Source organism: Streptomyces sp. NPDC047880, assembly GCF_040706515.1.
Taxonomy (GTDB): Bacteria; Actinomycetota; Actinomycetes; order Streptomycetales; family Streptomycetaceae; genus Streptomyces.
The window spans coordinates 243,697-267,189 of record NZ_JBEZOK010000003.1; the positions used below are offsets into that span (position 1 = coordinate 243,697).

The 23,493-nt window shown below is 72.7% G+C and carries 20 protein-coding genes; 14 read left to right on the plus strand and 6 right to left on the minus strand.

Annotated features, from left to right (window positions below; genetic code table 11):
- Positions 1-3 precede the first annotated feature (3 nt).
- Positions 4-462 carry a cyclic nucleotide-binding domain-containing protein gene (locus AB0937_RS07070; protein ID WP_366710037.1) on the minus strand — a complete coding sequence of 153 codons (459 nt, stop codon included), beginning with the start codon at positions 460-462 and terminating at the stop codon, positions 4-6.
- 175 nt (positions 463-637) lie between these two features.
- On the opposite strand from AB0937_RS07070, the gene AB0937_RS07075 reads away from it, so the two are divergent.
- A complete protein-coding gene (locus tag AB0937_RS07075; RefSeq protein WP_366710038.1) occupies positions 638-1,519 on the plus strand; it encodes a universal stress protein in 882 nt (293 codons plus the stop codon).
- 62 nt (positions 1,520-1,581) lie between these two features.
- On the opposite strand, the gene AB0937_RS07080 is transcribed toward AB0937_RS07075, so the two are convergent.
- Positions 1,582-2,184, minus strand: coding sequence for a 3'-5' exonuclease (locus tag AB0937_RS07080; RefSeq protein ID WP_366710039.1), 603 nt, complete (start codon positions 2,182-2,184; stop codon positions 1,582-1,584).
- Between the two features lie 32 nt (positions 2,185-2,216).
- Positions 2,217-2,531 carry a helix-turn-helix domain-containing protein gene (locus tag AB0937_RS07085; RefSeq protein ID WP_366710236.1) on the minus strand — a complete coding sequence of 105 codons (315 nt, stop codon included), beginning with the start codon at positions 2,529-2,531 and terminating at the stop codon, positions 2,217-2,219.
- Here AB0937_RS07085 and AB0937_RS07090 point away from each other — a divergent pair.
- From AB0937_RS07090 to AB0937_RS07105, 4 genes are all read left to right on the plus strand, one after another.
- Positions 2,424-2,771, plus strand: a complete 348-nt coding sequence (locus AB0937_RS07090; RefSeq protein ID WP_366710041.1) for a hypothetical protein — start codon at positions 2,424-2,426, stop codon at positions 2,769-2,771. The two genes, AB0937_RS07085 and AB0937_RS07090, sit on opposite strands and share 108 nt — an antisense overlap.
- A 114-nt stretch (positions 2,772-2,885) precedes the next feature.
- On the plus strand, positions 2,886-3,734 hold the full coding sequence (locus AB0937_RS07095) for an oxygenase MpaB family protein (RefSeq protein WP_366710043.1): 849 nt from the start codon (positions 2,886-2,888) through the stop codon (positions 3,732-3,734).
- 61 nt (positions 3,735-3,795) lie between these two features.
- The gene (locus AB0937_RS07100) at positions 3,796-6,036 is read left to right on the plus strand and encodes a serine/threonine-protein kinase (RefSeq protein ID WP_366710045.1); all 2,241 of its coding nucleotides are present in this window, start codon (positions 3,796-3,798) and stop codon (positions 6,034-6,036) included.
- A gap of 60 nt (positions 6,037-6,096) precedes the next feature.
- Positions 6,097-7,674 (plus strand): NAD(P)/FAD-dependent oxidoreductase, encoded by a 1,578-nt coding sequence (locus AB0937_RS07105; RefSeq protein WP_366710047.1) that lies wholly within the window; start codon positions 6,097-6,099, stop codon positions 7,672-7,674.
- Between the two features lie 4 nt (positions 7,675-7,678).
- Here the strand turns inward: AB0937_RS07105 and AB0937_RS07110 are convergent, their stop codons facing one another.
- Positions 7,679-9,460, minus strand: a complete 1,782-nt coding sequence (locus AB0937_RS07110; RefSeq protein ID WP_366710048.1) for a serine hydrolase — start codon at positions 9,458-9,460, stop codon at positions 7,679-7,681.
- Positions 9,461-9,619: 159 nt separating this feature from the next.
- Here AB0937_RS07110 and AB0937_RS07115 point away from each other — a divergent pair, with 159 nt between their 5' ends.
- The 5 genes from AB0937_RS07115 (at position 9,620) to AB0937_RS07135 (ending at position 15,582) form a co-directional block, all read left to right on the plus strand.
- Positions 9,620-10,732, plus strand: a complete 1,113-nt coding sequence (locus tag AB0937_RS07115) for a nitronate monooxygenase family protein (protein ID WP_366710050.1) — start codon at positions 9,620-9,622, stop codon at positions 10,730-10,732.
- A complete protein-coding gene (locus AB0937_RS07120) occupies positions 10,729-12,279 on the plus strand; it encodes an acyl-CoA synthetase (RefSeq protein WP_366710052.1) in 1,551 nt (516 codons plus the stop codon). Before AB0937_RS07115 ends, AB0937_RS07120 begins: the two co-directional genes overlap by 4 nt.
- Before the next feature lie 117 nt (positions 12,280-12,396).
- Positions 12,397-13,899, plus strand: coding sequence for an acyl-CoA synthetase (locus AB0937_RS07125; RefSeq protein ID WP_366710053.1), 1,503 nt, complete (start codon positions 12,397-12,399; stop codon positions 13,897-13,899).
- Positions 13,900-13,959: 60 nt separating this feature from the next.
- The gene (locus tag AB0937_RS07130) at positions 13,960-14,793 is read left to right on the plus strand and encodes an alpha/beta hydrolase (RefSeq protein WP_366710054.1); all 834 of its coding nucleotides are present in this window, start codon (positions 13,960-13,962) and stop codon (positions 14,791-14,793) included.
- A gap of 75 nt (positions 14,794-14,868) precedes the next feature.
- Positions 14,869-15,582, plus strand: coding sequence for an alpha/beta hydrolase (locus AB0937_RS07135; RefSeq protein WP_366710055.1), 714 nt, complete (start codon positions 14,869-14,871; stop codon positions 15,580-15,582).
- On the opposite strand, the gene AB0937_RS07140 is transcribed toward AB0937_RS07135, so the two are convergent.
- Both AB0937_RS07140 and AB0937_RS07145 read right to left on the minus strand, forming a co-directional pair.
- Positions 15,554-17,431, minus strand: coding sequence for a sulfatase (locus AB0937_RS07140; RefSeq protein WP_366710056.1), 1,878 nt, complete (start codon positions 17,429-17,431; stop codon positions 15,554-15,556). The two genes, AB0937_RS07135 and AB0937_RS07140, sit on opposite strands and share 29 nt — an antisense overlap.
- Positions 17,432-17,544: 113 nt before the next feature.
- A complete protein-coding gene (locus AB0937_RS07145) occupies positions 17,545-19,164 on the minus strand; it encodes an acyl-CoA synthetase (RefSeq protein ID WP_366710058.1) in 1,620 nt (539 codons plus the stop codon).
- A gap of 175 nt (positions 19,165-19,339) precedes the next feature.
- Here AB0937_RS07145 and AB0937_RS07150 point away from each other — a divergent pair, with 175 nt between their 5' ends.
- The 4 genes from AB0937_RS07150 to AB0937_RS07165 all read left to right on the plus strand — a co-directional run bounded on the left by AB0937_RS07150 (position 19,340) and on the right by AB0937_RS07165 (position 23,423).
- Positions 19,340-20,140 (plus strand): crotonase/enoyl-CoA hydratase family protein, encoded by an 801-nt coding sequence (locus AB0937_RS07150; RefSeq protein WP_366710059.1) that lies wholly within the window; start codon positions 19,340-19,342, stop codon positions 20,138-20,140.
- Between the two features lie 117 nt (positions 20,141-20,257).
- A complete protein-coding gene (locus AB0937_RS07155) occupies positions 20,258-21,199 on the plus strand; it encodes an OB-fold domain-containing protein (RefSeq protein ID WP_366710060.1) in 942 nt (313 codons plus the stop codon).
- Positions 21,196-22,260: a thiolase domain-containing protein gene (locus AB0937_RS07160; protein WP_366710061.1), complete on the plus strand. Its 1,065-nt coding sequence runs from the start codon at positions 21,196-21,198 to the stop codon at positions 22,258-22,260. Before AB0937_RS07155 ends, AB0937_RS07160 begins: the two co-directional genes overlap by 4 nt.
- Positions 22,257-23,423 carry a thiolase domain-containing protein gene (locus tag AB0937_RS07165; protein WP_366710062.1) on the plus strand — a complete coding sequence of 389 codons (1,167 nt, stop codon included), beginning with the start codon at positions 22,257-22,259 and terminating at the stop codon, positions 23,421-23,423. Before AB0937_RS07160 ends, AB0937_RS07165 begins: the two co-directional genes overlap by 4 nt.
- Positions 23,424-23,493: the final 70 nt, after the last annotated feature.

Below are 23,493 nucleotides of genomic sequence, written 5' to 3' on the forward strand. Positions count from 1 at the left end.
CGCTCACAGCCCGCTGCCGCTGCCGTAGGGGGCGTACAGGTCGAGCAGCCGGACCCGCGTCGCGTGCAGCCGGTGGGCGACCACCCGGCCGACCCAGTCCGCGATCGCACGGCCGAACTCGGGGTCCCGGAGGCACATCGTCCGTACGGCATCCGCGTCGAACTCGTGAGCACGAACCGGACTCACTGCTTCCGCGCCCAGATGCCACACGTACGGCGCGAAGTGCCAGGACCAGCCGACCAGCTCGCCGTGCCCCAGGGACTCGACCACGGCCGCGCGCCGGCCCGGGATGTGCAGGTCGAGCGCGACCGTCCCGGTGCGCACGATCCAGAACCGGTCGGCGCGCATCCCTTCGTCGAAGATGCGTGTGCCCGTGTCGAAGGACACCTCGCGGGCCACCTGCATCAGCCGCTCGCGGTGCCCGGCCGTGAGGCCCGCGGCCAGGTTGGTGGTGGAGGTCATCGCTCGGCTCCCTTCAAGCCCGTGGTCTGCCGACTTCAGCCTGTGCCCGGCGCCGGCGGCGCACCACGGGCCGAACGGCCCCGGACGGGGGCCCAACCGCCCCTCGCGTCCGGCTGTACCCGATGTGACGGTGAGAGCGGATCGGCACCATGCCGTGAACGAGGCGGTGGGAACGATGACGACGGGACTTCCCCTGGTGGTGGGTGTCGACGGATCCGACGGATGTCTGCCGGCGGTCGATTGGGCGGTGGACGAGGCGGCCCGCCACGGGCTTCCTCTGCGGCTGGTCCACGGCTCCCTGTGGGAACGGTACGAGGGCCGCACCCCCTCGGTCGGCCTGGACCGCCCCGCCGGGCAGGTGAGGGCCGACCACATCGTCGCGTCCGCCGCGGAACGCGCCGTGCGGCGCGACCCCGACGTGAAGGTCTCCACCGACGTCCTCCTCGCCGATGCGACGGACGCCCTGCTGCGTGCGGGCGACCACGCCACCGCGCTGATCACCGGCTCGCGGGGCCGCGGCGAACTGAAGGGGCTGCTGCTCGGTTCCGTCGGTCTGACCGTCGCGGCGCGCGCCCACTGCCCGGTCGTGGTGGTCCGCGGTGACAAGGCCGGCCTGGCGGGCACCCACCAGCGGATCCTCCTCGGCGCCGGCGGCCCGTCCACCAGTGGAGAGGCGGTGCGTTTCGCCTTCCGTGAGGCCGAGGCCCGAGACGGTGTCCTGGACGTGGTCCGGGCCTGGCGCCGCGCCGCGCACGCGCCCCCCGATGCGCCCGGCCGGAACCACGAGGAGCAGGCCGGCGCGGAGTTCGAGGAACTGCTCGCCGTAGCCATGTCCGAGCATCCCGGAGTCCGGGTGCACCACAGCGCGGTCGAGGGCCCGGCCCGCAAGGTGCTCGTGCACCGCTCGGCCGCCGCCGACCTGGTCGTCGTCGGGGCACGACGCCGGCAGGGGCACTTCGGGCTCCAGCTGGGCACGGTGGCCCACACGCTGCTGCACCACGCCGCGTGCCCGGTGGCCGTGGTGCCCCAAGGGGTCTCGCGGGAGCCGCTCGCGTGACGGCAGACCGGACGCGCCGCGTGGCTCTCACGGACCGGTGAGAACGCCCGTACGCACGCCCCTCAAGGGCGCCGCAGACACCCCTCGGGCAGATCGGCGCCGGTGCCGCACAGGTGCTCGATGGCCGCCGCGAAGGAACGGCAGTCGAAGAGCGCCGAGTGTTCCTGCCCGGCCGCCGGCCGGTCCAGGCCGAGCACCTGCCACAGGCGGCCGACGTTGACCGTCTCCGTCCGCGGCGCGAGGGAGTTCAGCCAGGGACGGATGTTGAGGAAGTGGGCGGGCAGGAAGCCGTTGCCGACCTCTTCGCCACGGGCGCGCGCCCAGCCGAGGTTCTCCCCGAGCACGATCATGTCGTTCCCGTAGGAGAGGACGGACTGCCCCCGGCAGAATCCGAGGAAATCGCCCAGCGCCTCGGCCGGGGGACGCCCTTCGCGGTCCACGCGCTCCTGGTCGATGCCGGTGAGCCCGGTGAAGTACGCCGACAGCCGCGGATTGGTCACGGGCCGCACCAGTGCCTCGAACTCCTCGGCGACGGAGAAGTCCTCGCGCAGCCGCAGGGCCCCGATCTGCACGATTTCGCGCAGTTGCCCCGGCGCCCCCCAGTCCTGTTCCAGCGCCCCCTGCCATGACGTGAACTCGAGGTCGAACACGACGAACGTACGCAATGCGTCTCCCTGGTGCGCCGGCTGCCGTCAGGCTACTCCCGGGCGACCGGCGACGTGCCGGGTACGGCGCCCGCGTACGCGTCCAGGACCAGCACGGCGACGTGCAGCGACGTGCGCTGCAGTCCCGATTCCAGATCGCAGCCGAGGAGCCGTCCGATGGTGTGGAGGCGCTGGTAGCAGGCCTGCCGGGACATGCCGGCCGGGTTCGCCGCGACCGACTTGTTCCCGGCTGCCGTCAGATGGGCGCGCAGCGCCGGCAGCAGGTCGCCGCCGTTGCGGTCGTCGTGTTCGATGAGACGGGTCAGCTGCCGTTCCGCGTACCGCTGGAGGCGGGTGTCCGCGCGCAGGACCCCGAGGAGTTCCGGCAGTTCGACGTCCGCGGGGACGTAGAACCACCGTTCCGGGGACGCCGGTGTGATGGCCTCGGCCGTCTGCTCGGCCTCCTGCCACGACCGGGCGGTCCCGACCTCACCTGCCGCATCGAGGGCCGCCCCCTGCGCAACGTCGTCGACAAGCGGCGAGGGTACGTGGTCGAGGATGCACCTCCGTCCGAACGGCGGGCGGGTCGAGCAGACGGCACAGCGTGATCAGGACGAGCGGGGCGAGAAAGCCCGGCGACCGGACCGCCGAGCCGCCAAGGAGAGCCTCTCGACCCGCTGTTCGAGCTGTGCCATCGTGTGCGCCGGGCGGAGGTGAGGCACGTGAACGGCGCGGACCCCGGACTGTTCGGTCCGGAATCGGTGACCTGGCAGCTCCACAGCGACCCCATGATGTGGATCGCGGGCGTCCGGGCGCTCCACCTCCAGGCCCTGCACCCCCGCGCCGTCCGCGGAGTCATACAGAACTCCGACTTCCGGCGCGACGCCTGGGGTCGGCTGATGCGTACCGCGGGCTTCGTCGGAACGACGACGTACGGCACCACCGAGGCGGCCGAGCGCGCCGGTGCCCGCGTCCGGAGGATCCACCGCACGCTGAGCGCGACCGACCCGGACACCGGTGAGCGCTACGGCCTCGACGAACCCGCCCTGCTGCTGTGGGTGCACTGCGCCGAGATCGACTCGTACCTGCACGTCGCGCGCCGGTCCGGGTTCCGGCTCACCGACGCCGAGGCCGACCGCTACATCGCCGAACACCGGCAGAGCGCACGCCTGGTGGGCCTCGACCCCGACGCCGTACCGGGCAACCGGGCCGAGATGGCCGCGTACTTCGGGAAGGTGCGCCCCGACCTGGCCGCGGGACCCGAGGCACGCGAGGTGGACGACTTCCTCCTCCGACCGCCGACGCACCCCCTCCTCGTACCGGCGCGCGAGGTGCTGTGGCGGCGAGTGGCGCACTTGGCGTACGACTCCCTGCCGCCGTACGCCCACGAGTTGTACGGCAGACCCGCCCCCGCGCCCGCCACCGTCACCCGCCGACTGCGCCTCACGGGCCTCCTGCTGCGCCGCGTTCCCGCACGTGTGCGCTGGCAACTCCCGCCCAAACACATTCTGCGGGCCATGGCGCGGCTCGGCCCCGACGCGCGTCCGGCACCGTGCACACTCGGACGGTAGGCCGCCATACTGGGTGGGCCGAGGGGCGGGCGGACAGCTACCGGGGGGAGCGTCGCGCGAGATGGGGGACAGCAGGCTCATCCAGGGCCGGTACCGGCTGCTCGATCTGATCGGGCGCGGTGGCATGGGCGAGGTGTGGCGGGCACAGGACGAGTCCCTGGGCCGGCACGTCGCCGTCAAGTGCCTCAAACCGCTCGGCCCGAACCACGACCACGCCTTCACCCGGGTGCTGCGGGAGCGGTTCCGCCGCGAGGCCCGGGTGGCCGCCGCGCTGCAGCACCGGGGCATCACCGTCGTGCACGACTTCGGAGAGTCCGACGGCGTCCTCCACCTCGTGATGGAGCTGCTGGACGGCCGCAACCTCAGCCAGCTCCTGGAGGACAACAGACAGCACCCGCTGCCGGTCGCGGACGTCGAGGACATCGCCGAGCAGGTCGCCGCCGCCCTCGCCTACTGCCACGAACAGGGCATCGTCCACCGGGACCTGAAGCCCGCCAACATCATGCGGCTCGGCGACGGCACCGTGAAGATCTGCGACTTCGGCATAGCCCGACTCGGCCACGACATCGGCTTCACCTCCCGGCTGACCGGCACCGGCATCGCCATGGGCACTCCGCACTACATGTCCCCGGAGCAGATCGGCGGCACCGAGGTCGACCGGCGCAGCGACCTGTACTCGTTCGGCTGCGTGCTGTACGAGATCGCCACCGGCGTACCGCCGTTCGACCTCGGCGACGCCTGGGCCATCCTCGTCGGCCACCGTGACACCCCGCCCCGCCCGCCGCGCGAGCACCGGCCCGACCTGCCGGAATACCTGGAGCAGGTCATCCTCGGCCTGCTCGCCAAGGAACCCGGGCAACGCCCCGGCGACGCCCGCGAGCTGGCCCGGCGGATCAGCGCCCACCGGGTCGCGCCGGCGTACGTGCCCGCCGCGGCGGCCCGCCCGGCACCCGGCGTGCCGGCCGGCGTGCCGGCCGGCGCGGCCCGGCTGCCGTCCTGGACGCACGGCATGACCACCGGCCGCAAGGCGACCGGCACGGCACTGCGCTCCGCACCGCCGGACCCCGCGGCGGGACTGTCCGGCGAGTGGATCGCACGGCCCGCCACCGGCCCCGTCGTCGCGGAACCCGCTCCCGCGCGGCGGCCCGCCCCGCCCACGGAGGTCCTGGCAGCCCTGGACGGCCGGCACAACGCGGGCCTGAGTCTCGGCCGGCTCGGCCGCTGGACGGAGGCGGGCGAGGTGCACCGGGCCGTCGCGGCCGAACGCGAGCACCTCCTCGGACCGGACCACCCCGACACCCTCGCCAGCCGCTACGAGGTCGCCTTCACCCTCAGCCGCACCGGCCGTGCCGCGGACGCCCTGCGCGAGTACAAGTACGTCACGGGGGCCAGGATCCGCACGCTCGGCGCCGATCACCCCGACACCCTCGCCGCCCGCCAGGAGATGGCGTACGTGCTCGGCCAGCTGGGCCGGCCCTTCGACGCCCACCGCGTCTACACGTCGGTGCTCACCGCCCGCGAGCACCTCATGGGCCCCGACCATCCCGACACCCTGCGCTGCCGCCACAACCTCGCCTTCAACCTCAGCCGTCTCGGCCGTCTGGAGGACTCGTACCGGACGGCCCGCGAGGTGGCCGCCGCCCGTGCCCGCGTGCTCGGCCCGGACCACCCCGACACGCTCGTCACCCGGTACGAAGTCGCCTACACCCTCGGGCAGCTGGGCCGCTGGCGGGAGGCCCTGGAGATCTACCGTGACGTCGCCGAGGCCCGTGGCCGCGCTCTCGGCCCCGACCACCCCGACACGCTCGCCGCCCGGCACGAGACCGGCATCAGCCTGGGCCGCCTCGGCCGTGGCGCGGAAGCCCTCGACCTCTACACCGGCCTGGTCGCGGACCGCACCCGCAGCCAGGGCGCCACCCACCCGGAGACGCTGCGAGCCCGCCACGGGCGCTGCGTCAACCTCGGCCGGCTCGGCCGCTGGGAGGAGGCCCTCGCCGAGTCCCGCGACGTGGCCGCGCTCCGCGAGCAGGTCCTGGGCCCGGACCACCCCGACACCCTGGTCAGCCGCCGTGAGGTCGCCGTCGGTCTCGGCTGGCTGGGCCGCTGGCCCGACGCGCTCACCGAGTACCGGCACGTGGCCGCCGCCCGCGAACGCGTCCTCGGCAGCGACCACCCCGACACCCTCGCCAGCCGCAACGACGAAGCCCACTGCCTGGAACAGCTCGGCCGCGACGCAGAGGCCATGGCCCTGTACCGGAGGGTCGCGGCCCTGCGGGAGCAGCGGGCCGCGGCCGGCCTCTGACCCGCCAGGACGGGCGGGCGCCGTCTGGCCGATCCGGATCACCCCGTGTTACCAAGAACCATGACCGCACCCGAGGGACCCCGCGCCAACCGGACGTACGACGCCGTCATCGTCGGCGGCGGCCACAACGGCCTGGTCGCCGCCGCCTACCTGGCCCGGGCCGGCCGCTCCGTGCTGGTCCTGGAGCGGCTCGACCACACGGGCGGCGCGGCGGTGTCCACCCGGCCCTTCGCCGGGGTCGACGCCCGGCTGTCCCGCTACTCGTACCTGGTCAGCCTGCTGCCCAAGAAGATCGTCCGGGACCTCGGACTGGACTTCCGGGTCCGCACCCGCACCGTCTCCTCCTACACACCCGTCGAACGCGACGGCCGTGCCACCGGACTCCTCGTCGGCGGCGGGGAACGGCGTACCCGCGAGGCGTTCGCCCGGCTCACCGGCTCCGACCGCGCGTACCGGTCCTGGCAGGAGTTCTACGGCAGGACCGGCCGCGCCGCCCAGCGGATCTTCCCCACCCTCACGGAGCCGCTGCCCGCGCGCGACGAGCTGCGCCGCCGCCTCGACGACGAGGACACCTGGCGGATGCTGTTCGAGGAGCCCATCGGTGCGGCCGTGGAGGAGCACTTCGACGACGACCTGGTGCGCGGCGTCGTCCTCACCGACGCCCTCATCGGCACCTTCGCCGACGCCCACGACCCCTCCCTGAAGCAGAATCGCTGCTTCCTCTACCACGTGATCGGCGGGGGCACCGGCGACTGGGACGTACCGGTCGGCGGCATGGGGGCGCTCACCGACGCCCTCGCGGACACGGCACGCGCGGCGGGCGCGGTCCTGGCCACCGGTCACGAGGCCGTGCGCGTCGCCACGGACGGCCGGACCGCCGAGGTCACCTATCGCACGGCGGGCGGCGAGGACACCGTCGCCGCCCGGCATGTCCTGGTGAACGCCTCACCCCAGGCCCTGGCGGACCTGACCGGCGACCCTGTCCCGGCGCCCGCCGAGGGCGCCCAGCTCAAGGTCAACATGCTGCTCGAGCGGTTGCCGCGGCTGCGCGACAGCTCCGTCGACCCGCGCGAGGCCTTCGCCGGCACCTTCCACATCGCCGAGGGCTACGAACAACTGGCCACCGCCCACGCCCAGGCGGCCGCCGGCCACCTGCCCGCCGCGCCGCCCTCCGAGATCTACTGCCACTCACTCACCGACCCGACCATCCTCGGCCCCGACCTGGCCGAGCAGGGCTACCAGACGCTCACCCTCTTCGGCCTGCACACCCCGGCCCGTCTGTTCGAGCGGGACAACGACGCCGTGCGCGAGGAACTGCTGAAGTCCACGCTCGCCCAGCTCGACGCCCACCTGGCCGAGCCCCTGGCCGACTGCCTGGCCACCGACGCCGACGGCCGCCCCTGTATCGAGGCCAGGACACCGCTGGACCTGGAGCGGGACCTCGGCCTGCCCGGCGGCAACATCTTCCACCGTGAGCTGAGCTGGCCCTACGCCCAGGAGGGCACCGGCCGCTGGGGTGTCGAGACCGGGCACGGGAACGTACTGCTGTGCGGGGCGGGCGCGGTGCGCGGGGGAGGGGTGAGCGGCGTACCGGGGCACAACGCGGCCATGGCCGTGCTGGAGAACACCGGAGGGTGACCGATCAGTCGGCCTCGCGCGTCCACCCCACTGGCTGGAGGCGCGCCGCGTCCGACGGGCTTCGCTCGTCGAACAGGACGTCCCCGGCGCTCTCCACCCGCAGCCCGTCGACGTAGCAGCCACGCCCGGCGTACAGCCGGTCCGTCGCGTAACGCCAGCGCAGGGCGAGGTCCCGTGCGGCCGGGAGGTCGGCGGTGAGCCTGTGCCAGACGCGGCCGGAGAAGCCGCTGACCGAGCCCGACGGGTGCTGCTCGGGGGCCTGGCCGCGGCGGGACGTCGTGAAGGGCACGGGCCGCCACTCCGTGCCGCCGTCGGTCGAGGCCTCCAGGGCCAGCAGGTCGGCTGACGGCTCGGTGTCCCACCACAGCGCGCAGCGCAGCCGCGCCCGGCCGGCGGACGTGCCGAGCGCGGGGAGCGTGAGCGTCGCCGTCGTGGAGAGGGCCATGCCGGAGAACCAGGCCGTGCGGCCCCGCACGGGCCGGACCGGTACGGCCCGCGCCATGGTGTTCGCCGCGGCGACCCTGGGCGCCGACCCGGAGCGCCAGCTCCGCACCGGATGAACCGAGTTGCCGAGGACGATCAGGAACGAATCGGTCGTCGGGTCGAGCACCAGCGAGGTCCCCGTGAAACCGGTGTGCCCGGCCGTGCGCGGCGTGGCCATCGCGCCCATGTACCAGTGCTGGTAGAGCTCGAAACCGAGACCGTGCTCGTCCCCGGGGAAGGCGGTGTTGAAGTCGGTGAACATCAGCTCCACGGACTCAGGTCTCAGGATCCGGGCCCGTCCGTACGAGCCGCCGTTGAGCAGCGTACGGCCGAGGACGGCGAGGTCCCAGGCGTCGGAGAACACCCCCGCGTGGCCGGCGACGCCGCCCATGCCGAAGGCGTTCTCGTCGTGCACCTCGCCCCACACCAGACCGCGGTCGAGCCCGGACCACGGTGCGCGGGCGTCCTCCGTGGCCGCGATCTTCGGCCGCCAGGACGCGGGCGGGTTGTACCGGGTGCGGCGCAGGCCGAGCGGTCCGGTGACCTCGTCGCGCAGCAGGGTGTCCAGGGCGCGGCCCGTGATCCGTTCCAGCACGAGTTGCAGCGAGATGAGGTTCAGGTCCGAATACAGGTACGCCGTGCCGGGCGCGCTGACCGGTTTCTCGTTCCAGATGAGCTGGAGCCTGTCCTCGTGGGTGGGCGCGCTGTACAGCGGGATCCAGGCGCGGAACCCCGAGGTGTGGGTGAGGAGCTGACGGATCGTGATGTCGTGCTTGCCCGCGCGTGCGAAGTCCGGCAGGTACGAGGCGACCTTCGCCTCCAGCTCCAGTGCGCCCCGCTCGATCTGCTGCACGGCCAGGATCGAGGTGAACAGCTTCGACACCGAGGCCAGGTCGAAGACGGTGTCCTCGGCCATGGCGATCTGCTCGCCCGGCGGGAACTCGACGCCCGTGTCGGTCTTCTCGTCGTAGGCCCGGTAGCGCACCGCCATGCCGATGGGCCGGTGCAGGGCGACGGTGCCGCCGCGGCCGGCGAGCAGGACGGCGCCCGCGTACCAGGGGTGCTTGGGGGAGGGGCCGAGGAAGGCCTCCGCATCGGCGGCGAGCCGGCGCAGGTGGGAGGGGAGCAGCCCGGCGCGTGCCGCGGAGCCGTGCCGCAGGGTGGGGCGGCGGCCGGTCGCAGCCCGGGCCGCCTCGGCGGGTCCGGCGGGCAGCGGCGCGAGGGCCAGCGCACCGCCCAGGGCCAGCCCCGCTCTGCCCAGTTGACGCCGGGTCGGTCCGCTGTTCGCCGCTTCGTCGGTCACCGCGTACCCCTTCGCCTCTGCCGGCTCGCATGTCCCGTGAAGTATGTCCGCCACCCGCCCCCGCCCATAGACCGCACGCAGGGACCAACCGGGTATTGAATCTGACGGAGCATCAGAAAACCCCTTCCGTCCTCCGGAGGACTCCGGCATCCTGCGCCCATGCAGACGGAGCTGAGCCAGACCCTGGGAATCGAGCACGCCGTCTTCGGCTTCACGCCGTTCCCCGCCGTCGCCGCGGCCATCAGCCGGGCGGGCGGCTTCGGCGTGCTCGGCGCGGTCCGCTACACCGCCCCCGACGAGCTCAAACGCGACCTGGACTGGATCGAGGCACACGTCGACGGCAGGCCGTACGGGGTGGACGTCGTGATGCCGGCGAAGAAAGTGGAGGGCGTCACCGAGGCGGACGTCGAGGCGATGATCCCCGAGGGGCACCGCCGGTTCGTCCGCGACACCCTCGCCCGGCACGGCGTCCCGGAACTCGCCGAGGGCGAGGCGTCCGGCTGGCGCATCACCGGCTGGATGGAGCAGGTCGCCCGCAGCCAGCTCGACGTCGCCTTCGGCTATCCGATCCGGCTCCTCGCCAACGCTCTCGGCTCCCCGCCCGCCGACGTCATCGCCCGCGCTCACGACCGGGACGTCCTCGTCGCCGCCCTCGCGGGCAGCGCCCGGCACGCCGAGAAGCACCGGGACGCCGGAATCGACGTCGTCGTGGCGCAGGGCTACGAGGCGGGCGGCCACACCGGCGAGATCGCCTCCATGGTGCTCATCCCCGAAGTCGTCGACGCCGTGTCCCCGCTGCCCGTCCTGGCCGCCGGCGGCATCGGAAGCGGACAACAGGTGGCCGCCGCGCTCGCCCTCGGCGCTCAAGGTGTGTGGCTGGGCTCCCTGTGGCTGACCACCACGGAAGCCGACCTCAGCTCACCCGCCCTGACCCGCAAGCTGCTCGCGGCCGGCTCCGGCGACACCGTGCGCTCCCGTGCCCTGACCGGCAAGCCCGCACGCCAGTTGCGCACCGAGTGGACCGACGCGTGGGACGATCCGGCCGGGCCCGGCACCCTGCCCATGCCGCTGCAGGGGCTGCTGGTAGCCGAGGCCGTCTCGCGCATCCAGAAGTACGAGATCGACCCGCTGCTCGGAACCCCGGTCGGCCAGATCGTCGGCCGGATGAACAGCGAACGCAGCGTCCAGGCCGTCTTCGACGACCTCACCCGCGGCTTCGAGGAGGCCGTGGACCGCGTCAACCGCGTCGCCGGAAGGAGCGGACCGTCGTGAGTACACCCCCCGTGGGCTTCTGGGCCCAGGCAACCGAGGACCCCGGCCGTACGGTGCTCGTCGCACCCGACGGCGAGCAGTGGTCCGCCGGACGCCTGCACGCCGCCGCCAACCGGCTCGTGCACGGCCTGCGCGCGGCCGGACTGGAACGGGGCGACACCTTCGCCGTGGTCCTGCCCAACGGCGTCGAGTTCCTCACCGCGTACCTCGCCGCCAGCCAGGCCGGTCTCTACCTCGTCCCCGTCAACCACCACCTGGTCGGACCGGAGATCGCCTGGATCGTCTCCGACTCCGGCGCCAAGGTGCTCCTCGCCCACGAGCGCTTCGCCGACGCGGCCCGCGCCGCCGCCGACGAGGCCGGCCTGCCGGGCACCCACCGGTACGCCGTCGGCTCGTTCGAGGGTTTCCGTCCGTACGCGGAACTCCTGGACGGTCAACCGGAGTCGGCGCCCGCCGACCGCACGCTCGGCTGGGTCATGAACTACACCTCGGGCACCACCGGCCGCCCCCGCGGCATCCGCCGCCCGCTGCCCGGAAAACCACCGGAGGAGGCGTACCTCGGGGGTTTCCTCGGCATCTTCGGCATCCGGCCGTTCGACGACAACGTGCACCTGGTGTGCTCGCCGCTCTACCACACGGCCGTCCTGCAGTTCGCCGGCGCGTCCCTGCACATCGGCCACCGGCTGGTCCTCATGGACAAGTGGACGCCCGAGGAGATGCTCCGGCTCATCGACGCCCACCGCTGCACCCACACCCATATGGTCCCCACCCAGTTCCACCGCCTGCTGGCCCTGTCCGACGAGGTGAAGGACCGCTACGACGTCTCCTCCATGCGGCACGCCATCCACGGTGCGGCCCCCTGCCCGGACCACGTGAAGCGGGCCATGCTCGACTGGTGGGGTCCCTGCGTGGAGGAGTACTACGCGGCCAGTGAGGGCGGCGGCGCCTTCGCCACTGCCGAGGACTGGCTGAAGAAACCCGGCACCGTCGGCAAGGCCTGGCCCATCAGCGAACTCGCGATCTTCGACGACGACGGCAACCGGCTGCCGCCGGGTGAACTCGGCACCGTCTACATGAAGATGAACACCGGCGGCTTCTCGTACCACAAGGACGAGGCCAAGACCCGCAAGAACCGCATCGGTGACTTCTTCACCGTCGGCGACCTCGGGCACCTGGACGAGGACGGCTGTCTCTTCCTGCGCGACCGCAAGATCGACCTCATCATCTCGGGCGGCGTCAACATCTACCCGGCCGAGATCGAATCGGCCCTGCTCGCCCACCCGGCCGTCGCGGACGCCGCCGTCTTCGGCATCCCGCACGATGACTGGGGCGAAGAAGTCAAGGCGGTCGTGGAACCGGCCCCCGGGCACCGGCCGGGGCCCGCCCTCGCGGCCGACCTCCTCGACCACTGCGCCCACCGGCTCGCCGGGTACAAACGGCCCAGGAGCGTCGACTTCATCACCGAGATGCCTCGCGATCCCAACGGCAAGCTGTACAAGCGGCGGCTGCGCGAGCCCTACTGGGAGGGCCGGACCCGACCGGTGTGAGCCGCGCCGCACCGTCGGCGGCGGCAGAGCCGCTCGCGCCCGGACCCGAGCGGACCCGGGCCCCGACCGCCCGGGGGTCCTTGACCTCCCCGGGCGGTGAACCGAGGATCATGTGTCATGACGACGCCCGGACATGGCAGCACGGTCGACGGAGTCCTGCGGCGCAGCGCCCGGCGCACACCGGCGCGCGTCGCCGTGGAGTACGCCGAGCGGACCTGGACGTACGACGAACTCGACACCGCGGTCTCCCGTGCGGCGAGCGTCCTCCTCGGCGAGGGCCTGGCCCCCGGGGACCGGGTCGGCGCCTACGGTCACAACTCCGACGCCTATCTGATCGCCTTCCTGGCCTGCGCCCGGGCGGGTCTGGTGCATGTGCCCGTCAACCAGAACCTGAGCGGCGACGACCTCGCCTACATCGTCGGCCAGTCCGGATGCGCCCTGGTCCTCGCCGATCCCGACCTGGCCGATCGACTGCCGGGCGGGGTACGGACGTTGCCCCTGCGCGACGCCGACGAGTCGTTGCTCGCACGGCTGCCCGGGGCGCCGGTCCACGACAATCCCGAGCCGCGCACCGACGACCTGGTGCAACTGCTCTACACCTCGGGGACGACCGCCCTGCCCAAGGGCGCGATGATGACGCACCGGGCCCTGGTGCACGAGTACCTCAGCGCGATCACCGCCCTCGACCTCAGCGCGGGGGACCGCCCCGTGCACTCCCTGCCGCTCTACCACTCGGCGCAGATGCACGTGTTCCTGCTGCCGTGCCTCGCCGTCGGCGCGACGAACATCATCCTCGACGCACCCGACGGCGACCGGCTCTTCGACCTGATCGAAGCGGGCCGCGCGGACAGCCTGTTCGCGCCGCCCACCGTATGGATCGCCCTGTCCAACCGCCCCGACTTCGCCACCCGCGATCTCAGCGGCCTGCGCAAGGCCTACTACGGGGCGTCGATCATGCCGGTCCCGGTACTCGAACGCCTCCGCGAGCGCCTGCCGGAACTGGCCTTCTACAACTGCTTCGGCCAGAGCGAGATCGGTCCTCTGGCCATGGTTCTCGCGCCCGACGAACACAAGGGGCGCATGGACTCCTGCGGCCGGCCCGTCCTGTTCGTCGACGCCCGCGTGGTCGACGAGGACGGCAAGGACGTACCCGACGGCACCCCCGGCGAGATCGTCTACCGCTCTCCCCAACTGTGCGAGGGCTACTGGGACAAGCCCGAGGAGACCGCGGCGGCCTTCCGCGACGGCTGGTTCCGCTCCGGCGACCTCGCCGTACGCGATGCGCACGGCTACTACACGATCGTCGACCGGGTGAAGGACGTCATCAACTCCGGTGGTGTCGTCATCGCCTCACGCCAGGTCGAGGACGCGCTGTACACCCACCCCCAGGTGGCCGAAGCCGCGGTCGTGGGACTGCCGGACGAACACTGGATCGAGGCGGTGACGGCCGTCGTCGTCCCCCGCGGCGACGTCTCCGAGGCGGAACTGATCGCCCACGTCCGCGAGCACCTCGCCCCCTTCAAGGCCCCGAAGCGGGTCGTGTTCGTGACGGAACTCCCGCGCAACGCCAGCGGGAAGATCCTCAAGCGGGAACTGCGGAACGACCTCGGGAACGGCTAGCGCAAACGGGCCGGAAAACCCGGTTGTGCCGGACCGGCCCCGGCCCCCAGGATCGACGGCATGCCGATCTTCCGTGCCCCGGACGGTACCCGGCTCGCCTTCCACCTGCGCGGCGAGGGCGAGCCCCTCGTCGCGCTGCCCGGTGGGCCCATGCGGGCCTCCGCCTACCTGGGCACCCTGGGCGGTCTGGACGCACACCGGCAGTTGGCGCTGCTCGACCTGCGGGGTACGGGGGAGTCCGGGACGCCGGCGGATCCGGCGACGTACCGCTGTGACCGGCTCGTCGACGACGTCGAGGCGCTGCGACGGCATCTGGGCCTGGAGCGGATGGACCTGATCGCGCACTCGGCGGGCGGGAGTCTCGCCATGCTGTACGCGGCGCGGTATCCACGGCGGGTGGGGCGGCTGGCGCTGGTCACCGCCACTCCGTGGGCGCTGGGGTGGCCGGCGACGGCCGAGGACCGGCTGGCGGCGGCCCGGTCGCGGTCCTCGGAACCCTGGTTCGCGGACGCCTTCCCGGCGTTCGAGGCCTGGCTCGACGGCTCGGGAGATTTCGACCCGGTGTTCCTCCCGTTCTTCTACGGCCGCTGGGACGACACCGCCCGGGCCCACACCGACCGTGAGGAGGCCGAGACCAACGACGCCGCGGCGGACGCGTACGGTGCCGAGGGCGCCTACGATCCGGAGGCGACGCGCAGCGCACTGGCCCGGGTGACGGCCCGGGTGCTCGTCCTGGCCGGCGGGGCCGACGGCGGCCCGGTCCCGGCCCTCGCCCGCCGTGTCGCCGACGTCTTCCCGAAGGCCGAGTTCGTGGTGCAGCCGGATGCGGGGCACTACCCCTGGCTCGACGACCCGCAGTGGTTCACCCACCGCGTCTCCGCCTTCTTCTCCTGACCCCCGCGGCCCACCGCTTCTGCTGCCGGCAGAGCGCCCCCGGGCCGGCAGCGCCCCGCGCCTACCGTGCCCGACATGGACACACCACTGCGTACCGTACGGGCGAACGGCATCACCCAGGCCTACCGCGTGCAGGGGCCGCGGGACGCGCCACCCCTGGTGCTCCTGCACGCCCGCGGGGCCGACGGCGCCGACTGGGCGGAGACCGCCCCCGCCCTGGCCGCCGCCCCCCGCCGGGTGTTCGCTCCCGACCTGCGCGGGCACGGCCGCACCGACTGGCCCGGCGGGTACGCGTACGAGACCATGCGCGACGACATCCACGCCCTTCTCGGGGCGCTCGGCATCGACCGGGCCGACGTCGTGGGCCACTCGCTGGGCGGCGCCGTCGCCTACCTGCTCGCCCAGCACAGTCCGGGGCTGGTACGGCGACTCGTCCTGGAGGACGTGCCCGCGCCCTTCCCGCTGGACCCTCCGCGCCCGCCCGCCGAACGGCCCGCCGGAGACCTGCCGTACGACTGGGCGATGATCCTCGCCACCGATGAACAGCGCAACACCCCCAACCCCGTGTGGTGGCACCACATGGGGCGGATCACCATGCCCACGCTGCTGATCGGTGGGGGACCGAGCAGCCCGATCCCGCAGGAGCAGATCGCCGCGCTCGCCGGGCTGCTGCCCGGCGCCCGGCACATCACCGTGGACGCCGGGCACCTCGTGCACGAGACCCGGCCGCGGGAGTTCCTCGCGGCCGTCGAGGAGTTCCTCAGCCCTGCGGACCGTACGCCGTCATGAAGCGGTCGCGGAACCGGTCCATGCCCCACCGGGGCGCGTCCTCGGCCGGCTTGAGGCCGTCCGTCCAGCCCCAGTCGGCGACCCGGTCCAGGACCTTCTTGTCGTGGGCGACGATCGTCACCGGCACGTCCCTGCCGGTGTCCCCGGCGAGGACGGTCGGCACCGGCTGGTGGTCGCCGAGGAACACCAGCACGGTGTCGTCGTCGCCGTAGCGCTCGACCCACTCGGTGAGGCTGCGGATCGAGTACTCGATGGCCTTGCGGTACTCGGCGCGCACCTTCTCCGGGTCCTTCCAGACCTCCGTGGGGTCGGTGCCCTCCTTCTTGATCCGGTGGAACACCGAGCCGTCGCCGAGGTCGTTCCAGTCGATCATGTGGGCGATGGGAGACCAGGGGTTGTGGCTGGAGGCCAGGATGATCTCCGCCATGATCGGCTCGCGGTCCTTCTTGCCGTGCTCCAGCCGCTCGAAGGCCTCCATGCTGAACTGGTCGGGCACGGGCGTCCAGCTGAAGTACGGGCCGTGGTAGCCGAGGTGCTCGGAGTCGTAGATGTGGTCCAGGCCGAAGTACTTCCCCTCCGGCCAGGCCCGCCGCACTCCCGGCACGACGCCGACGGTCCGCCAGGCGCCGGTCTTGCCGAAGTACTTCGTCAGCGTCATCCGGTCGCTCGTGGTCAGACTGCGGTACCGCTGCTGGTTCTTGATCCACAGCCCGGACAGGAACGTCGAGTGGGCGAGCCAGCTGCCCGCGCCCGTCACCGGCGACTGCAGCCAGCCGCTGCGCGACTCGAAACCGGCCGCCTTCAGCCTGCCGGTGCCCTCCTTCAGCACGGCGTCGGTCTGCTCGGCCATCGCCGGGTCGTCGATCGCGACCCGGCCGTAGCTCTCGATGAACGTGAACAGAACGTCCTTGCCGCGCAGCCCGGTCAGCAGCTGGTCGGGCGGTGTCTTCGCGAAGGCGTCCACCGCGGCCTGCTTCTCGAAGACCCGGGCGTCCCGCAGCCCGGCGCGCACCTGGTCCACCCGGTTGCCCACGAACTCGGCGTTGCCCTTGGTGGCGACCGGCACGGTGCCGATCTGCACCCCCAGCGTCATGCAGGTGATCCACGCCGTGCCGAGGATCAGGATCGTACGGCCGGCGACGGGCCGGTGCCGCACCATCAGGTTCGTCAGCCGCACCACCGCGAGGGTGGTGAGCACGAGCAGCGCGACGAGCAGCACGATCACCCCGGCCACGGCCAGCACCTGGCCGGTGCGCCCGAACGTCTCCCTCAGGAAGTCCGTGCCGTTCTGGATCAGGATCCAGTCCAGAACCAGGTCGAACGGCCGGGCCAGGATCTGGTAGAAGCCCATGTCGACGAACTTCAGGGCCGTGAGCAGCCCGAGGAACGCGCCCGTGACCACCGACGTGATCCGCCGGGGCTTCGGCGGCAGAGCGAGCAGCAGGCCCGCGAGCAGCACGCCCTCGGCGGGGATGCGCACGAACGACGCGAACTCGATGCGCTCGATGCGGTTCGGCACCAGCAGTGCGAACAGCACCAGGGCCCCGGCCAGCACCGTCGTACCGAGGGAGACGCCCCGTGCCGTACGGGGGCAGCGGTGCCGCCAGCCGAACCAGCCGGGCTTCGTCGCCGGGGGCTGCTCCGCGGGGGATTCCGGCGCCGGGCCGCTGCCCCCGGGGTCGTCGTCCGAGGCGGTGTTCCCGGGGGTGTCGTCAGGGGCGCTGCCCCCGCAGGCGTCGTCCGGGGCGGCGCCGCCCTCCGGATCCGCCGCGCCGGTGTCCTCGTCCGGATTCGCCCTGCTCTCGGCCGTGTCGTCCGGGAGTTGACGGGAGCGAGTGAAGAGCGACACCCGGTGGTCCTTCCGTGCGGTCTTGCATGCATGACGAACAGAGCCCGGAGACCGGGCCTGCCACCACCAGTACGTCCGCACGTCACCGACAGTTCAATGTTCCGGCCGGAGAATCACCCGTCCGCCGTCACCGCCACCTCCCGCGCCCACCGGTAGTCCGCCTTGCCGCTCGGCGACCGCCGGATCGACTCGGTGATCACCAGCTGACGCGGGATCTTGTAGCCGGCCAGCCGGTCGCGGCAGTGCGTCCGGATGTCCTCCAGCGACGGCCGCGCCGCCCCCCGGCGCAACTGCACCACGGCCGCCACGTGGTGACCCCACTGCGGATCCGGCACCCCGGCCACCAGCGCGTCGTAGACGTCGGGGTGGGACTTGAGGGCCTGTTCGACCTCCTCCGGGTACACCTTCTCGCCGCCGGTGTTGATGCACTGCGAGCCGCGGCCGAGCACGGTGACCACGCCCTCCTCGTCGACGGTGGCCATGTCGCCGAGCAGCACCCACCGCACGCCGTCCCTGACGAAGAAGGTCGCGGCGGTCTTGGCAGGGTCGTTGTAGTAGCCGAGCGGCACGTGTCCGCACTGGGCGATCCGGCCCACCTCGCCGGGCGCCACCGGCCCGTACGTGACCGGGTCGACCACCTGGGTACGGGCGTTGACCCGCACCCGGAAGCCCCGCTCGGGCCCGGAGTCCTCGGTCGCCGTGCCGTTGAATCCCGACTCCGAGGAGCCGAAGTTGTTCAGCAGCATGGCGTTGGGCACCAGTTCCCGGAACTGCCGGCGCACCGTGTCCGACATGATCGCGCCGGACGAGGACACGCTGAACAGCGACGAGCGGTCGATGTCCCGCAGGGGCCCGCTCAGCGCGTCGACCAGCGGCCGCAGCATGGCGTCCCCCACCAGCGAGATGCTGCTGACCCTCTCCTTCTCCACGGTCCGCAGCACCTCCTCGGGCACGAACCTGCGGTGGATCACCACCCGCTGCCCGAAGTTGAAGCCGATGAAAGCCGTCAGGGTGGACGTGCCGTGCATCAGCGGAGCCGTCGGGAAGAACGTGATCCCCGCCCCGCCGGCCGCGACCCGCTCGGCGAGCTCCTCCGGCTTCTTCACCGGCTCCCCGGTCGGGGCGCCCCCGCCGAGCCCCGCGAAGAACAGGTCCTCCTGCCGCCACATCACGCCCTTGGGCATCCCGGTCGTGCCACCGGTGTAGATGATGAACTGGTCGTCGCCCGAGCGGGCCGGGAAACCCCGCTCGCCCGATCCCGCGGACTCCACCTGCGCGAACTCCGCGCAGGGCAGCTCCGCGGCCCCCTGTGCCGGAAGACCCACCCGGATCAGCTGCCGCAGCTTCTCCGCCCGCGGCCGTGCCGCCGCCACCCGGTCCGTGAACTCGGCGTCGAAGACCAGCGCCGCCAGGTCGGCGTCCCGGTAGAGGTACACCAACTCCTCTTCCACGTAACGGTAGTTGACGTTGACGGGCACGATCCGCGCCTTCAGGCACCCCAGTACCGTCTGCAGGTACTCCACGCCGTTGTAGAGGTGCAGCCCGAGGTGCTCCCCGGGGCGTATCCCGCTGTCGAGCAGGTGGTGACCGACACGGTTGGCCGCGGCGTCCAGCTCGGCGTACGTCAGGCGGCGCTCGGCGCCCGTGCCGGGGTGGTCGGCGTACACCAGCGCCTCACGGCCGGGGACGACGTCGACGACCGACTCGAACAGGTCGGCAAGGTTGTACTCCACCGCTCCTCCTGACCCCGGGCGTGCCTGGCATCGGACGGTTCGCCGGTCATCAGAGCAAAGGGCGGGCCAACTGGGAAGGGTCCGCGCGAAAGAATCTGACTGTATGTCAGAAAACCCTTGAAGTGCCTCCCGCACTACTGCAACCTGTTCTCGTTCCTTGAGAGGGGAGTTCGCCATGGGCGGGACGGAACACCTCACCGTGCAGCGCGAAGGCGCCACACTGGTGCTCACGCTCAACAGACCCGAAGCCAGGAACGCGCTCTCACTGCCGATGCTCGTCGGCCTCCACGACGGGTGGCTGGAGGCCGACGCTGACGACTCGGTCCGCTCGATCGTCCTCACCGGCGCGGGCGGCTCGTTCTGCTCCGGCATGGACCTCAAGGCGCTCGCCGGAAACGGCATGGCGGGCGAGGAGTACCGGGACCGGCTCGAGGCCGACCCGGACCTGCACTGGAAGGCGATGCTGCGCCACCACCGCCCGCGCAAGCCGGTCATCGCCGCCGTCGAGGGGCACTGCGTCGCGGGCGGCACCGAGATGCTCCAGGGCACCGACATCCGCGTCGCCGCCGAGTCCGCGACCTTCGGCCTGTTCGAAGTACGGCGCGGCCTGTTCCCCATCGGCGGCTCCACCGTCCGCCTGCAACGCCAGATCCCGCGCACCCATGCCCTGGAGATGCTCCTCACCGGCCGCCCCTACAGCGCCCGCGAGGCCCTCGCCATCGGCCTGATCGGCCATGTCGTCCCCGACGGCACGGCACGCGAGAGGGCGCTGGAGATCGCCGAACGGATCAACACCTGCGGCCCGCTGGCCGTGGAAGCCGTCAAGGCCTCCGTGTACGAGAGCGCCGAGATGACCGAGTCCGACGGCCTCGCCGCCGAACTCACCCGCGGCTGGCCCGTCTTCGACACCGCCGACGCCAAGGAGGGCGCCCGCGCCTTCGCCGAGAAGCGACCCCCCGTCTACAGGCGCGCGTAGCCCCGCGCCGGCCGTGGCCGGTCCCAGGCTGCGGGCGTCGGCGGCCGACGCGCAGTTCCCCGCGCCCCTGAGGGGGCACGCCCCGTGCACGCCGATCCCGAAGGAGGCAGGCCCTCGATGTCCGCAGTTCTCAAGGCGCCGCTCGTCGTCGAATTTCCCTTCACCCGCTCCCTCGGGCCCGTCCAGAGCGCCTTCCTGACCGGCCTGCGCGAACGCGTCGTCCTCGGCGTCCGCACCCGCGACGACCGGGTCCTCGTCCCGCCCGTCGAGTACGACCCCGTCACCGCGGACGAACTGCGCGACCTCGTCGAGGTCGCCCCCACCGGCACCGTCACCACCTGGGCCTGGAACCCCGTCCCCCGTCGCGGCCAGCCCCTCACCACCCCCTTCGCCTGGGTCCTGGTCCGCCTCGACGGCGCCGACACCGCCCTCCTGCACGCCCTCGACGCCCCCGGCCCCGCGGCCGTGCACACCGGCATGCCGGTCCGCGTCCGCTGGGCGGACGAACGCACCGGCGCCATCACCGACATCGCCTGCTTCGAGCCCCACGACGGCCGCCGGGCCGAACCGGCAGGTCACACCGGTGAGTTCGAGGACCCCGTCACCGGCATCGTCGCCGCCGCGCGCCTCGACTACACCTACTCGCCCGGCCGCGCCCAGACCGCCTACATCAACGCCCTCTCCGGACGGCGGACCGTCGGCGAGCGCTGCCCGTCCTGCCGCCAGGTGTACGTCCCGCCGAGGGGCGCGTGCCCCACCTGCGGCGTGACCACGTCCGAACAGGTCGAGGTGGGTCCGCGCGGCACCGTGACGACGTTCTGCATCGTCAACATCAAGGCGAAGAACCTCGACATCGAGGTGCCGTACGTCTACGCCCACATCGCCCTCGACGGCGCCGGTCTGGCCCTGCACGGCCGGATCGGCGGCATCCCGTACGGCGAGGTCCGCATGGGGCTGCGGGTCGAGCCCGTGTGGACCGAGGGAGCCCGCTACCCCGACCACTACCGGCCCACGGGCGAACCCGACGCGGACTACGACACCTACAAGGAGCTGCTGTGACGAGCCCACCGCCGGACCGCGAGATCGCCGTCGTCGCCTTCGCCCAGACCGACCACCGGCGCACCAGCGACGACCTCTCCGAGGTGGAGATGCTGATGCCGGTGCTGCACGAGGTCCTGGACCGGACCGGTCTGAAGACCGCCGACATCGACTTCACCTGCTCCGGCTCCAGCGACTACCTCGCCGGCCGCGCCTTCTCCTTCACCCTCGCCCTCGACGGTGTCGGCGCCTGGCCCCCGATCTCCGAGTCGCACGTCGAGATGGACGGCGCCTGGGCCCTGTACGAGGCCTGGACGAAACTCCTCACCGGCGACGCCGACACCGCCCTCGTCTACGCGTACGGCAAGTCCTCGCCCGGCTCGGTCCGCGACGTCCTCACCCGCCAGCTCGACCCCTACTACGTGGCACCCCTGTGGCCCGACTCCGTGGCCCTCGCCGCCCTCCAGGCGCAGGCCCTCATCGACGCCGGGGACGCCGACGAGACCGCCCTCGCCGCCGTCGCCTCCCGCAACCGCGCGGCGGCGAGCACCAACCCGCACGCACAGCTGCGCGGCCCCGTGCCGCAGGGCGACTACCTCGTCCAGCCCCTGCGCACCGGCGACTGCCCGCCCATCGGCGACGGGGCCGCCGCCGTGGTCCTCGCGGCGGGGGACCGGGCCCGTGAGCTGTGTGCACGCCCGGCCTGGATCCGCGGCATCGACCACCGCATCGAGGCCCACGCCATAGGTGTGCGCGACCTGACCGACTCGCCGTCCGCCCGCTTGGCCGCCGAGCGCGCCGGAGCGTTCGAGCGCCCCGTCGACACCGCGGAACTGCACGCGCCCTTCACCGCGCAGGAGATCGTCCTGCGCAAGGCCCTCCGGCTGGGCGAGGACGTGGACGTGAACCCGTCCGGGGGAGCGCTCGCCGCCCACCCGATCATGGCCGCCGGGCTCATCCGCATCGGCGAGGCCGCCGCCCGCATCCATCGCGGCGCGTCCGACCGCGCCCTCGCCCACGCCACGTCCGGCCCCTGCCTCCAGCAGAACCTGGTCGCCGTACTCGAAGGGGAACCACGATGAGCAAGGAGCCCGTGGCCGTCGTCGGCATCGGCCAGACCAGGCACGTCGCGGCACGCCGGGACGTGTCCCTCGCCGGACTGGTCCGGGAGGCGGCGCAACGCGCCCTCCAGGACGCCGAGTCGACCTGGGCCGACATCGACGCCGTCGTGATCGGCAAGGCGCCCGACTTCTTCGAGGGCGTCATGATGCCGGAGCTCTACCTCGCCGACGCCCTCGGCGCCGTCGGCAAACCCATGCTCCGCGTCCACACCGCAGGCTCCGTCGGCGGATCCACCGCGCTCGTCGCGGCGAACCTCGTCGCCGCCCGCGTCCACGGCACGGTCCTCACCCTCGCCTTCGAAAAGCAGTCCGAGTCGAACGCCATGTGGGGCCTGTCCCTGCCCATCCCCTTCCAGCAGCCCCTGCTCGCCGGGGCCGGGGGCTTCTTCGCACCGCACATCCGCGCCTACATGCGCCGCAGCGGCGCACCCGAGACGATCGGCGCCCGCGTCGCCTACAAGGACCGCCGCAACGCGCTCAAGAACCCCTACGCCCACCTGCACGAACACGACATCACCCTCGACAGGGTCATGTCCTCGCCCATGCTGTGGGACCCGATCCGCTACTCGGAGACCTGCCCCTCCTCCGACGGCGCCTGCGCCATGATCCTCACCGACCGTGCGGGCGCGGCCCGGGCACCGCGACCACCCGCCTGGATGCTGGGCGGTGCCATGCGCAGCGAACCGACCCTCTTCGCCGGCAAGGACTTCGTCTCCCCGCAGGCCGGCCGGGACTGCGCGGCCGACGTCTACCGGCAGGCCGGCATCACCGACCCCCGCCGCGAGATCGACGGCGCCGAGATCTACGTGCCGTTCTCCTGGTACGAACCCATGTGGCTGGAGAACCTCGGGTTCGCCGACGCGGGCGAGGGCTGGAAACTCACCGAGGCGGGCGTGACCGAGCTGGACGGGGACCTGCCCGTCAACATGTCGGGCGGTGTGCTCTCCGCCAACCCCATCGGCGCCTCGGGCATGATCCGCTTCGCGGAGGCGGCGCTCCAGGTGCGGGGGCAGGCCGGAGAACACCAGGTGGACGGGGCCCGCCGGGTCCTCGGCCACGCCTACGGCGGCGGATCGCAGTTCTTCTCGATGTGGCTCGTGGGCGACCGTCCCCCGGAGTCCTGAAAGGTCCCCCTCACATGCCCTGTTGGCCGTGGGACACGATCGCTAGGCTGGCCGCGGACGACGAATCGGG